Annotated in this window: 13 protein-coding genes; all 13 read left to right on the top strand. The window is 69.5% G+C overall.

Annotated elements, in window-relative coordinates; translation table 11 throughout:
• Positions 1–363: 363 nt before the first annotated feature.
• The 13 genes from ACFWVV_RS19350 to ACFWVV_RS19290 all read left to right on the top strand — a co-directional run bounded on the left by ACFWVV_RS19350 (position 364) and on the right by ACFWVV_RS19290 (position 11,785).
• The gene (locus tag ACFWVV_RS19350) at positions 364–1,473 is read left to right on the top strand and encodes an LCP family protein (RefSeq protein ID WP_384351915.1); all 1,110 of its coding nucleotides are present in this window, start codon (positions 364–366) and stop codon (positions 1,471–1,473) included.
• A gap of 183 nt (positions 1,474–1,656) precedes the next feature.
• Positions 1,657–1,878 (top strand): 50S ribosomal protein L31, encoded by a 222-nt coding sequence (gene rpmE / locus ACFWVV_RS19345; protein WP_384351918.1) that lies wholly within the window; start codon positions 1,657–1,659, stop codon positions 1,876–1,878.
• A gap of 158 nt (positions 1,879–2,036) precedes the next feature.
• A complete protein-coding gene (gene prfA / locus ACFWVV_RS19340) occupies positions 2,037–3,116 on the top strand; it encodes a peptide chain release factor 1 (RefSeq protein WP_384351921.1) in 1,080 nt (359 codons plus the stop codon).
• 56 nt (positions 3,117–3,172) lie between these two features.
• A complete protein-coding gene (gene prmC / locus ACFWVV_RS19335) occupies positions 3,173–4,018 on the top strand; it encodes a peptide chain release factor N(5)-glutamine methyltransferase (RefSeq protein ID WP_384351924.1) in 846 nt (281 codons plus the stop codon).
• A gap of 107 nt (positions 4,019–4,125) precedes the next feature.
• Entirely contained in the window at positions 4,126–4,773 is a 648-nt protein-coding gene (locus ACFWVV_RS19330) for an L-threonylcarbamoyladenylate synthase (protein ID WP_384351927.1), read from the top strand.
• Positions 4,770–5,417 carry a protein-tyrosine-phosphatase gene (locus tag ACFWVV_RS19325; protein ID WP_384351930.1) on the top strand — a complete coding sequence of 216 codons (648 nt, stop codon included), beginning with the start codon at positions 4,770–4,772 and terminating at the stop codon, positions 5,415–5,417. Before ACFWVV_RS19330 ends, ACFWVV_RS19325 begins: the two co-directional genes overlap by 4 nt.
• 113 nt (positions 5,418–5,530) lie before the next feature.
• On the top strand, positions 5,531–6,838 hold the full coding sequence (gene glyA / locus ACFWVV_RS19320) for a serine hydroxymethyltransferase (RefSeq protein WP_384351933.1): 1,308 nt from the start codon (positions 5,531–5,533) through the stop codon (positions 6,836–6,838).
• A gap of 116 nt (positions 6,839–6,954) precedes the next feature.
• Entirely contained in the window at positions 6,955–8,283 is a 1,329-nt protein-coding gene (locus tag ACFWVV_RS19315) for an MraY family glycosyltransferase (protein ID WP_384351936.1), read from the top strand.
• Positions 8,284–8,562: 279 nt separating this feature from the next.
• On the top strand, positions 8,563–9,000 hold the full coding sequence (locus tag ACFWVV_RS19310) for a hypothetical protein (protein ID WP_384351939.1): 438 nt from the start codon (positions 8,563–8,565) through the stop codon (positions 8,998–9,000).
• Between the two features lie 228 nt (positions 9,001–9,228).
• The gene (atpB, locus tag ACFWVV_RS19305; protein WP_384351942.1) at positions 9,229–10,038 is read left to right on the top strand and encodes a F0F1 ATP synthase subunit A; all 810 of its coding nucleotides are present in this window, start codon (positions 9,229–9,231) and stop codon (positions 10,036–10,038) included.
• Positions 10,039–10,130: 92 nt separating this feature from the next.
• Complete coding sequence (gene atpE / locus ACFWVV_RS19300) at positions 10,131–10,385, top strand: ATP synthase F0 subunit C (RefSeq protein WP_384351945.1); 255 nt, start codon at positions 10,131–10,133, stop codon at positions 10,383–10,385.
• Between the two features lie 42 nt (positions 10,386–10,427).
• Entirely contained in the window at positions 10,428–10,973 is a 546-nt protein-coding gene (locus ACFWVV_RS19295; protein WP_384351948.1) for a F0F1 ATP synthase subunit B, read from the top strand.
• On the top strand, positions 10,970–11,785 hold the full coding sequence (locus ACFWVV_RS19290) for a F0F1 ATP synthase subunit delta (RefSeq protein ID WP_384351951.1): 816 nt from the start codon (positions 10,970–10,972) through the stop codon (positions 11,783–11,785). The genes ACFWVV_RS19295 and ACFWVV_RS19290 overlap by 4 nt, the downstream gene beginning before the upstream one ends.
• The last annotated feature ends 24 nt before the right edge of the window (positions 11,786–11,809 follow it).

Here is an 11,809-nt window from a genome sequence, read left to right as displayed (position 1 = left end):
CCACCTACTACAAGCACGGGGCCGGGCGTACACGACCGGGGGCGACACACGACGGGGGGGCCCCCCCACTTACACTGTGGCGGGGCCCCCGCGTCGTCACCTTTCGAGACGTGCGCCACATCCGCCCCACTTTGTGATCATGCTCCGGTGCTCCGCCCATGACCGCGGATCCGCAGCTCAAGTGGGATAAGAAGCCTTCTTAAGGGGCCCTGGAAGCATGTCGGGCGACCCTCTTCCCCCGTGGACCCCACCGGGTGCCGTGCAACCCTTCTGGGTGATTCGACGTCTGACAAGTGTCGACAAACCGTGCCTGATCCACCACGGCAGGGGGTACGCGGGCATCCACGAGGGACTGAGGAGAGCATGAGCGAGACCGGCAGGAGCGGCCGAATACGGGCCACCGGCAAACGCCGCAAGTCACCCACCAAGGGCCGCAGAGCCGTCACCACCGCCGCCTGGGTCGCGGCAGGCGTGGTCCTGGTCGGCGGCGGCGGACTCGGCTGGGTCTACTTCAAGCTCGACGGCAACCTCACCGGCGTCGACATCAACGCGGCCCTGGGCGACAACCGCCCCGACGAGGTCGACAACGGGTCCATGGACATCCTCGTCCTCGGCTCGGACTCCCGGCACGGCGACAACGCCAAGTACGGCACCGACGAGGGCGGCGCCCGCTCGGACACCGCGATGGTCCTGCACGTCTACGAGGGCCGGAAGAAGGCCTCACTCGTCTCCATCCCGCGCGACACCCTGATCACCCGCCCGGAGTGCGTTTCCGACAAGGACGGGAAGACCGGCGTCCCGGCCGCCCCGCGCCAGATGTTCAACACGGCGTACGAGGTCGGCGGCCCGGCCTGCGCGGTGAAGACCGTGGAGCAGATGTCCGGCATCCGGATGGACCACTACGTCGAGGTCGACTTCACCGGCTTCAAGAAGCTCATCGACGAACTCGGCGGCGTCCCGGTCACCACCCAGAAGGCCATTGTGGACACCAAGAGCCACCTCGACCTGCCGCCCGGCACCCACCAGCTCAACGGCGAACAGGCCCTCGGCCTGGTCCGCACCCGCAAGAGCGTCGGCGACGGCAGCGACCTCGGCCGCATCCAGCTCCAGCAGGCCTTCATGAAGGCCCTCATGGGCCAGGTGAAGAGCATCGGCGTCTTCACCGACCCCACGAAGCTCTACGGCCTCGCGGACGCCGCCACCAAGGCGATCACCACCGACTCCGACCTCGCCTCGGTCAACAGCCTCGTGTCGTTCGGCAAGGGACTCAAGGGCATCGGCGCCGAGGACATGAAGATGGTCACCCTGCCCGTCGAGTACGACCCCCGCGACCGCAACCGCGTCATACCGCTCCAGCAGCAGTCCCAGCAGCTCTGGCAGGCACTGCGGGCGGACCGGCCCGTCCCCGCGTCCGTCACCGAGGGCTCCGCGGGCGACAAGGGCGACGCGGGCCGGATCGTCAAGGGCGGCTGACGCGCCACCGCCGTACCTCCCGCCACGGCCCCGGAATACATCCGGGCCCGTCCCCGTTGAGACGGTTACCTTCGAATTTTGAAGCGCGGGCCAGCCCTGGCAGACTGGTTCGTCGGCCCCGGTTCACGTATCCCGCAAATCCGCGGATGCGACCCGGTGCCCTCCCGAAACCTAGGAGTCACCTTGAAGCGCGATGTTCACCCCGAGTACGTCGAGACCCAGGTCAGCTGCACCTGTGGCGCGTCGTTCACCACCCGCAGCACGCTGACCGAAGGCACCATCCGTGCCGAGGTCTGCTCCGCGTGCCACCCGTTCTACACGGGCAAGCAGAAGATCCTCGACACCGGTGGCCGCGTGGCCCGCTTCGAGGCCCGCTTCGGCAAGGCCGGCTCCGCCGCCAAGTAGCGAGCCATCGCGCCGGTCCTCGGCCGCCCCTCACGGGGCGGGGGAGGACCGGCGCTTTGTCGTGACGCAGGCCGCTCCCCAGCGGCCCGCACCACTCTTCACGGTGCTCATTTCCGCACGCGGCACATTTCTTCACTACGCAACCCAGGAGCCCGAAGATGTTCGAGGCGGTCGAGGATCTGATCGGCGAGCACGCCGATCTCGAGACGCAGCTGGCCGACCCGTCTGTCCACGCGGACCAGGCGAACGCGCGCAAGCTCAACAAGCGCTATGCCGAGCTGACCCCGATCGTCGGCACCTACCGGGCCTGGAAGCAGACCGGCGAGGACATCGAGACGGCCCGCGGGTTCATCGCGGACGACCCCGACTTCGCCGCCGAGGTCAAGGACCTGGAGAAGCAGCGCGAGGCGCTCACCGAGAAGCTGCGGCTGCTCCTGGTCCCCCGGGACCCCAACGACGACAAGGACATCCTCCTCGAGATCAAGGCGGGAGCGGGCGGCGACGAGTCGGCCCTGTTCGCCGGTGACCTGCTGCGCATGTACCTCAGGTACGCGGAGCGCGTCGGCTGGAAGACCGAGATCATCGACGCCACCGAGTCCGAGCTGGGCGGCTACAAGGACGTCCAGGTCGCCGTCAAGACCAAGGGCGGCAACGGCGCCACCGAGCCCGGCCAGGGCGTCTGGGCCCGCCTCAAGTACGAGGGCGGCGTGCACCGCGTGCAGCGCGTGCCCTCCACCGAGTCGCAGGGCCGCATCCACACCTCCGCCGCCGGCGTCCTCGTCACGCCCGAGGCCGAGGAGGTCGAGGTCGAGGTCAACGCGAACGACCTGCGCATCGACGTCTACCGCTCGTCGGGCCCCGGCGGCCAGTCCGTCAACACCACCGACTCCGCGGTGCGCATCACGCACCTGCCGACCGGTGTGGTCGCCTCCTGCCAGAACGAGAAGAGCCAGCTCCAGAACAAGGAGCAGGCCATGCGCATCCTGCGCTCCCGGCTGCTGGCCGCCGCGCAGGAGGCCGCCGAGCGCGAGGCCTCCGACGTGCGCCGCAGCCAGGTCCGCACGGTCGACCGCTCCGAGAAGATCCGGACGTACAACTACCCGGAGAACCGGATCTCCGACCACCGGGTGAACTTCAAGGCGTACAACTTGGACCAGGTGCTCGACGGCGACCTCAGCGCCGTCATCCAGGCCCTCGTCGACGCCGACTCCGCTGCCAAGCTCGCCGCCCCGCAGTAGAGCGCGCCAGCCCCGCAGCTCCCCGCCCAGCTGTCCCTGCAAGCCGGAGGAACCGGATGAATCTGCTGCTCGCCGAGGTGGCGCAGGCCACCCAGCGGCTGGCCGACGCCGGCGTGCCGTCACCGCGCTTCGACGCGGAGGAGCTCGCCTCGTTCGTCCACGGTGTCAAGCGGGGAGAGCTGCACCGGGTCCCCGACAGCGACTTCGACGCCCGCTACTGGGAAACCATCGCCCGCCGCGAGGCCCGCGAACCGCTCCAGCACATCACCGGCCGCGCCTTCTTCCGCTACCTGGAACTCCAGGTCGGCCCCGGCGTCTTCGTACCCCGCCCGGAGACCGAGTCCGTGGTCAGCTGGGCCATAGACGCGGTACGCGCCATGGACGTGGTCGAACCGCTGATCGTCGACCTGTGCACCGGCTCCGGCGCCATCGCGCTCGCGCTCGCCCAGGAGGTGCCGCGCTCGCGCGTGCACGCCGTCGAGCTCGACGAGGGCGCCCTCAAGTGGACCCGCAAGAACGTCGACGGCTCCCGGGTCCAGCTGCACCACGGCGACGCACTCACCGCACTCCCCGAACTCGACGGCCAGGTCGACCTGGTGATCTCCAACCCGCCGTACATCCCGCTCACCGAGTGGGAGTACGTCGCCCCCGAGGCCCGCGACCACGACCCGCAGATGTCCCTGTTCTCCGGCGAGGACGGCCTCGACCTGATCCGCGGCATCGAGCGCACCGCGCACCGGCTGCTGCGCCCCGGCGGCGTCGTCGTCATCGAGCACGCCGACACCCAGGGCGGCCAGGTCCCGTGGATCTTCACCGAGGAGCGGGGCTGGGCGGACGCGGCCGACCACCCGGACCTCAACAACCGCCCGCGCTTCGCGACCGCCCGCAAGGCGATGCCGTGACCGGCGCCCGGCAGCAGTCGTACGCCTCGAACCTCTCGACCCCGTACGACTCGACGCACGTCCCGATCTCGCACAGCCCGAAGTTCCTGCCCGAGGGGATCCGTTAAATGGCACGGCGCTACGACTGCAACGACGCGACCGACCGCAAGACCGGTCTGCGCGAAGCCGCCTCCGCGGTGCGCCGCGGCGAACTGGTCGTCCTGCCCACCGACACCGTCTACGGGATCGGCGCGGACGCCTTCAGCAGCGAGGCCGTCGGCGACCTCCTGGAGGCCAAGGGGCGCGGCCGCAACATGCCCAGCCCCGTCCTCATCGGCTCCCCGAACACCCTGCACGGGCTGGTCACCGACTTCTCCGAGCAGGCCTGGGACCTCGTCGACGCGTTCTGGCCCGGCGGACTGACCCTGGTCGCCCGCCACCAGCCCTCCCTCCAGTGGGACCTCGGCGACACCCGCGGCACCGTCGCCATCCGGATGCCGCTGCACCCGGTCGCCATCGAGCTGCTCACCGAGGTCGGCCCGATGGCCGTCTCCTCCGGCAACCTCACCGGGCACCCGGCCCCCGAGACCTGCGACGACGCCCTGGGCATGCTGGGCGACTCCGTCTCCGTCTACCTGGACGGCGGCCCCACCCCGGGCAACCTGCCGTCCTCGATCGTCGACGTCACCGGCACGGTGCCGGTGCTGCTGCGGGCCGGAGTGCTCAGCGCGGAGGAGCTCCGCAAGGTCGTACCCGATCTTGAGGTGGCGAGTTGACCGCCCTTGACGGGCGTGGCACAGCAGAAGGCATATCGGGGACCACCTTCCGTATCCTCCACGTCAGCACCGGCAACGTCTGCCGCTCGCCGATCACCGAGCGGCTGACCCGCCATGCCCTGGCGGACCGCCTCGGCGACCCCTCCTTCGGCGGGCTGATCGTGGAGAGCGCCGGCACCTGGGGCCACGAGGGCGCCCCCATGGAGGCCAACGCCGCCGCGGTGCTCGCCGACTTCGGCGCCGACGCGGCCGGCTTCACCGGCCGCGAACTGCTCGACGAGCACGTCATCCGCGCCGACCTCGTCCTCACCGCCACCCGCGACCACCGCGCACAGGTCATCTCCATGGGCCACAGCGCGGGCCTGCGCACCTTCACCCTGAAGGAGTTCAACCGCCTCGTCAGGGCCATAGACCCCCTCACCCTCCCGGATCCCCTGGAGGACGGTGTGGTCGAGCGTGCCCGGGCCCTGGTGCGTGCGGCGGCGGCCCTGCGGGGCTGGCTGCTGGCTCCGACGGAGGAGGCCGACGAGGTGTACGACCCGTACGGGGCGCCAATCACGTTCTTCCGCTCGATCGGCGAGGAGATCAACGCGGCGCTTGATCCGGTGGTCACGGCGCTGACGGGGGCTCCGCCGAAGCACTGAGCTCCGGCCGGTGCGGGAGGGCAGCCGCTGTCCGGCGGGCGGGGGTGGCATGGCGGGCCTACATTGGGGGACACGCGACAGAAGTCCCCTCCCTCCCAGGCCCGGAGACAGAGATGCCCGCCATCACTGCACCCGCACCAGCCGCCGCGCCGCACGCCCCCGGCCACGCCCCTCCCGCGTACGGGCCCGACTTCGAGGCGCTGGCCCGCCAGGACCCGGAGATCGCCGACGTCGTACGCGGCGAGGCCGGCCGGACCCGCGACGGCCTCCAGCTGATCGCCGCCGAGAACTTCACCTCGCCCGCCGTGCTGGCCGCCCTCGGCTCACCGCTCACCAACAAGTACGCGGAGGGCTACCCCGGCGCCCGCCACCACGGCGGCTGCGAGGTCGTCGACGCCGCCGAGCGGATCGCCGTCGACAGGGCGAAGGGCCTCTTCGGAGCGGCGCACGCGAACGTACAGCCGCACTCCGGGTCGGCGGCCGTCCTCGCCGCGTACGCGGCCCTCCTCAAGCCGGGGGACACCCTCCTGGCGACCGGCCTGGCCTCCGGCGGACACCTCACGCACGGCTCGCCCGCCAACTTCTCCGGCCGCTGGTTCGACGTCGTCGGGTACGGCGTCGACCCGGAGAGCGGGCTGACCGACTACGAGCAGGTGTACGCCCTGGCCCGCAGGCACCGCCCCCGGGCCATCGTCGTCGGCTCGATCTCCTACCCCCGCCACCCGGACTACGCCGCCTTCCGCGCCATCGCCGACGACGTCGGCGCGTACCTGGTGGCGGACGCCGCGCACCCGATCGGCCTGGTCGCCGGGGGAGCCGCGCCCAGCCCCGTGCCGTACGCCGACGTCGTCTGCGCGACCACGCACAAGGTGCTGCGCGGGCCGCGCGGCGGAATGCTGCTGTGCGGCGAGGAGCTGGCGGGGCGGATCGACCGGGCGGTGTTCCCGTTCACCCAGGGCGGGGCGCAGATGCACACGATCGCCGCCAAGGCGGTCGCGTTCGGCGAGGCGGCGGCCCCTGCCTTCACCACGTACGCCCATCAGGTGGTCGCCAACGCGCGCGTGCTGGCCGAGGGTCTCGCCGCCGAGGGCTTCGAGATCACCACCGGTGGCACCGACACCCACCTGATCACCGCCGACCCGGCGCCGCTGGGCCTGGACGGCAGGCAGGCCAAGGCGCTGCTCGCGGCGGCCGGGATCGTGCTGGACACCTGCGCGCTGCCCGGCTGCGGAGCCGCCGAGAGCGACCGCACGGAGGGCCGCGGCCTGCGGCTCGGCACCGCCGCGGTGACCACCCAGGGCATGGGGGAGGCGGAGATGGCGCGCATCGTCGCCCTGTTCGCCCTCGCGCTGAGGGGGGAGCGCAACGCGGGGACGGAGGTACGGGAACTGGCCCGGCGCTTTGCTCCGTACGGGGGCTGAAAAGGGCACAGGACCCCTGGCGGGAACCGGTCACGGGTACCCGAGTGTCCTCAACCCCAGGTCCGCGAAGCTAGGGTGTGGGGCTGAGATGGCCAGCGACAACTGTGGGGCAGCCCGTGCGTGAATACCTGTTGACGCTCTGCGTCACGGCCGCGGTGACCTATCTGCTGACGGGCCCGGTGCGGAAGTTCGCCATCGCGTCCGGAGCGATGCCGGAGGTCCGCGCCCGTGACGTCCACCGGGAGCCGACACCGCGGCTCGGCGGCATCGCCATGTTCGGCGGCCTGTGCGCCGGACTGCTGGTGGCGGACCACCTGGAGAGCCTCAACGGCGTGTTCGAACTGTCCAACGAGCCGCGTGCGCTGCTCTCCGGGGCCGCCGTGATCTGGCTGATCGGCGTCCTGGACGACAAGTTCGAGATCGACGCGCTGATCAAGCTGGGCGGCCAGTTCATCGCCGCCGGCGTCATGGTCATGCAGGGCCTGACCGTGCTCTACCTGCCGATCCCCGGCGTCGGCATGGTCTCGCTGACCGCCTGGCAGGGCAATCTGCTGGCCGTCGCCCTGGTCGTCATCACCATCAACGCGGTGAACTTCGTGGACGGCCTCGACGGCCTGGCCGCCGGCATGGTCTGCATCGCCACCTGCGCGTTCTTCCTGTACGCCTACCGGATCTGGTTCCGGTACGGCATCGAGGAGGCGGCACCCGCCACCCTGTTCGCCGCCATCCTGATCGGCATGTGCCTGGGATTCCTGCCGCACAACATGCATCCGGCCCGCATCTTCATGGGCGACTCCGGGTCGATGCTGATCGGCCTGGTCCTCGCGGCGGGCGCCATCTCGGTGACCGGCCAGGTCGACGGCGACGCGATGCGGCTGTTCGCGGGCGGCGAGCGGGCGGCCACCCACGCGATGCTGCCGGTCTTCATCCCGCTGCTGCTGCCGCTGACCATCATCGCGATCCCGTTCGCGGACCTGGTGCTGGCGATCGTCCGCAGGACCTGGCAGGGCAAGTCGCCGTTCGCTGCCGACCGCGGACACCTGCACCACCGGCTGCTGGAGATCGGGCACTCGCACAGCAGGGCGGTGCTGATCATGTACTTCTGGTCGGCGCTGATCGCGTTCGGCATGGTCGCCTACTCGGTGCACTCCGCGAGCATGTGGATCGTGCTGCTCATCGTCGCGCTGAGCGCGGTGGGCCTCGTCCTGCTGCTCCTGCCGCGCTTCACCCCGCGGGCGCCCCGCTGGATGGAGGCGTTCGTCCCGCCGCGCTACCGGCGTCGGCGGACCCGGCCGGCGGAGACGTCCGCGAGTGGTCCGAGCGCCGCACAGAGCGCCCCGGAGTCCGGGGGAGCGGTGGACGAAAGCGACGAAGGGGACCGCGAGCCGGTGCCCGCCGGTGTCAACGGAGCGACTGCGGTGGGCACCCGTTCGCGTTTCAACTGATGCCCTCGCGTTGACGAATGCCCCGCAGTTGCCCATTACCAGACAAAGCGACGGCATGCACTGCACACACGGGCAGGGTCACTCTCATGTGTGACAGCAACCACACTTTCCGGGTAAAGACTGCATCAAATAGTTTGTGATACGGTTCACGAGACCCGGCGACAGAGCCGAAGGACCTCGGTGCGACGGTCCCTCCGGCCCGAGGACCCTTCTCGATCCGGGCTTACGCTCGTCCATGACGACACCACTGCCCCCACCAAGCAAAGCGGAGCTGCCGCCATGCCGTCCAACGACGTCCGGACACTCCTCCGAACCGCTGTACCTTCCGCTGCCGTCGGCGCTGTCGCCGTCGTGGTCGGCGCGCTGGTCAGCGGCGGCGAAGGAGCGCTCGGCGCTTTCGTGGGGGCAGCCGTCGCGATCGTTTTCATGGGGGGTGGGCTGGTGGCACTCCAGCGCACCGCGAAGCGCCTGCCGCAGCTCTTCCAGGCCATGGGGCTCCTGCTCTATGTGCTCCAACTGCTGCTGCTGTTCGTCTTCCTGGCAATGTTCAAGGGCACAGAGCTGTTCGACTTCAAGGCGTTCGGGTTCGCGCTCCTCGCCGTCACCCTCGTGTGGATCGCCGCCCAGGCGCGCGCCTACATGAAGGCCAAGATCCTTTACGTCGACCCCGAGTCCACAGAGGCCGAAAAGCCGCAGAAGACCGGGTCCTCGTCGTGAAGGGTAGGGCCGGGATAAATGGGCGTTCGAGATCCTGCTATCGTCCGGTGCCAACTGCGGCACTGCGGGCGCGGGCATCCGAGCTGACGCCTGTCCCAGCGCGAGGCTCGATGCCGAACCGCCCCGCCCAGCTTTTCAAGACCACCAGTCCAGTGCCGACCCGCGGCTTCCTGCCGCGCCGACACAACGAGGTTGCCGTACCTATGCGCCACGCTGAAGGAGCCCGCGGTGAGTGCTGACACAACGCTTGCCTTTGATGCGAGCTGCCACATTTTCACCGGATGCGGGTTCCCGGCTCCGGGTCTCCACACCTTCATGTACAAGCCGATGTTCGAGGTGGCGGGCTTCGAGTTCACGAAGCCGATGCTGCTCGCACTGCTCAGCACGCTCGTGATCGTCGCCTTCTTCTGGGCGGCGTTCAACAAGCCGAAGCTGGTGCCCGGCAAGGTTCAGATGATCGGTGAGGCCGGGTACGACTTCGTACGCCGCGGCATCGTGTACGAGATCATCGGCAAGAAGGACGGCGAGAAGTACGTCCCGCTGATGGTGTCGCTGTTCTTCTTCATCTGGATCATGAACATCTGGTCGATCATTCCGCTCGCCCAGTTCCCGGTCCCGTCGCTGATCGCCTTCCCGGCCGGCCTCGCGCTGATCGTGTACGTGCTCTGGGTCTCGCTGACCTTCAAGAAGCACGGGTTCGTCGGCGGCTGGAAGAACATCACCGGCTACGACAAGTCGCTCGGCTGGGTGCTCCCGCTGGTCGTCGTGATCGAGTTCTTCTCGAACCTGATCATCCGCCCGTTCACCCACGCGGTGCGACTGTTCGCGAACATGTTCGCCGGTCACCTGCTGCTGGTGATGTTCACCCTGGCTTCCTGGTACCTGATGAACGGGATCGGTATCGCCTACGGCACCGTGTCCTTCGTCATGGTCGTCGTGATGACGATCTTCGAGCTGTTCATCCAGGCAGTCCAGGCCTACGTCTTCGTGCTCCTGGCCTCCAGCTACATCCAGGGCGCACTCGCCAAGGGCCACTGACCCAGCCTCGCTGAGTCGGCCCGCTCTCCCCGAACCAACAGACGTCCGGTGGCCAACCCCCATCGGTCCGTGAAAGAGAAGGAAGTATCGGCATGTCCGCTGCTCTCGAACTGATCAACCTCGCCGGCGCCAAGGACACCGTGGTCGGCAACGTCGCCTCCATCGGTTACGGCCTCGCCGCGATCGGCCCCGGCGTCGGCGTCGGCATCATCTTCGGTAACGGCACCCAGGCCCTCGCGCGTCAGCCCGAGGCCGCCGGCCTGATCCGTACCAACCAGATCATGGGCTTCGCCTTCTGTGAGGCTCTCGCCCTCATCGGCATCGTCATGGGCTTCGTCTACCAGTAAGCCCGGACCGACAGCCAACTACCTTTCACGGAAGGCACTGATGTGAACGCTCTGTTCCTTGCGGCGGCTGAGGAGCCTCAGAATCCTCTGCTCCCGCATCTCGACGAGCTGGTCATCGGTCTGATCGCCTTCGTCATCGTCTTCGGCTTCCTCGCCAAGAAGCTCCTCCCGAACATCAACAAGGTTCTGGAAGAGCGCCGCGAGGCCATCGAAGGCGGTATCGAGAAGGCCGATGAGGCCCGGATCGAAGCCGAGAGCGTCCTGGAGCAGTACAAGGCTCAGCTCGCCGAGGCCCGCCACGAGGCCGCGCGCCTGCGCCAGGAGGCGCTGGAGCAGGGCACTGCGCTCAAGGAAGACCTGCGCGCAGAGGGCCAGCGGCAGCGTGAGGAAATCATCGCTGCCGGTCACGCCCAGATCGAGGCCGACCGCAAGCAGGCCGCGCTCACGCTGCGCCAGGACGTCGGCAAGCTCGCCACCGACCTGGCAGGCAAGCTCGTCGGCGAGTCCCTCGAGGACCACGCCCGGCAGAGCCGCACCATCGACCGGTTCCTCAACGAGCTTGAGGAGAAGGCCGAGGCGGCCCGATGAACGGCGCGAGCCGCGAGGCACTGGCGGGCGCCCGGGACAGCCTCGACGCGCTGACGGACACCAGCTCCGTCGACGCGACGACGCTGGCCGGCGACCTGGCCGCCGTCACCGCGCTGCTCCACCGTGAGGTCTCGCTGCGCCGGGTCCTGACCGACCCGTCGCAGTCCGGCGAGGCCAAGGCCGAGCTGGCCGGGCGTCTGCTCGGCGGCCAGGTGAGCGGCTCCGCCGTCGACCTGGTCAAGGGCATGGTCCGGGCGCGCTGGTCGCAGTCCCGCGACCTGGTCGACACGGCGGAGGAGCTGGCGAACACCGCCGACCTCACCGCCGCCCAGCAGGCAGGAACGCTCGACAACGTCGAGGACGAGATCTTCCGCTTCGGCCGGATCGTTTCGTCCAACACCGCGCTGCGCTCCGCGCTCACCGACAAGTCGGCCACCGTCGCCGCCAAGAGCGAGCTGCTCCGCAGCCTGCTCGGCGGCAAGGCCGAGCAGGTCACCGAGCGTCTGGTCGTGCGCCTGGTCACGCAGCCCCGTGGACGTAGCCTGGAGGCGGGACTCGAGTCCCTGTCCAAGCTGGCCGCGGAGCGCCGCAACCGGATGGTCGCGGAGGTCGCCTCCGCGGTGCCCCTCACCGACCAGCAGAAGCAGCGCCTCGGCGCGGCCCTGGCGAAGATCTACGGTCGTGAGATGCACCTGAACCTCGACGTGGACCCCTCGGTCCTCGGCGGAATCCAGGTTCGCGTCGGCGACGAGTTCATCAACGGGACCATCGCGGAGCGCCTCGACGAGGCCTCCCGCCGTATGGCCGGCTGACGCCACCCCGTACGAAGAAGTAGC

This window comes from Streptomyces sp. NPDC058663 (assembly GCF_042716745.1).
GTDB lineage: Bacteria > Actinomycetota > Actinomycetes > Streptomycetales > Streptomycetaceae > Streptomyces.
This window is presented reverse-complemented; position numbering and strand designations above follow the sequence as displayed.

What these genes read in the sequence shown, in the direction of transcription:
- ACFWVV_RS19350 (WP_384351915.1), top strand. Translation starts at nt 364, where the DNA reads ATGAGCGAGACCGGCAGGAGCGGCCGAATACGGGCCACCGGCAAACGC.
- prfA (WP_384351921.1), top strand. Translation starts at nt 2,037, where the DNA reads ATGTTCGAGGCGGTCGAGGATCTGATCGGCGAGCACGCCGATCTCGAG.
- prmC (WP_384351924.1), top strand. Translation starts at nt 3,173, where the DNA reads ATGAATCTGCTGCTCGCCGAGGTGGCGCAGGCCACCCAGCGGCTGGCC.
- ACFWVV_RS19330 (WP_384351927.1), top strand. Translation starts at nt 4,126, where the DNA reads ATGGCACGGCGCTACGACTGCAACGACGCGACCGACCGCAAGACCGGT.
- glyA (WP_384351933.1), top strand. Translation starts at nt 5,531, where the DNA reads ATGCCCGCCATCACTGCACCCGCACCAGCCGCCGCGCCGCACGCCCCC.
- ACFWVV_RS19310 (WP_384351939.1), top strand. Translation starts at nt 8,563, where the DNA reads ATGCCGTCCAACGACGTCCGGACACTCCTCCGAACCGCTGTACCTTCC.
- atpE (WP_384351945.1), top strand. Translation starts at nt 10,131, where the DNA reads ATGTCCGCTGCTCTCGAACTGATCAACCTCGCCGGCGCCAAGGACACC.
- ACFWVV_RS19290 (WP_384351951.1), top strand. Translation starts at nt 10,970, where the DNA reads ATGAACGGCGCGAGCCGCGAGGCACTGGCGGGCGCCCGGGACAGCCTC.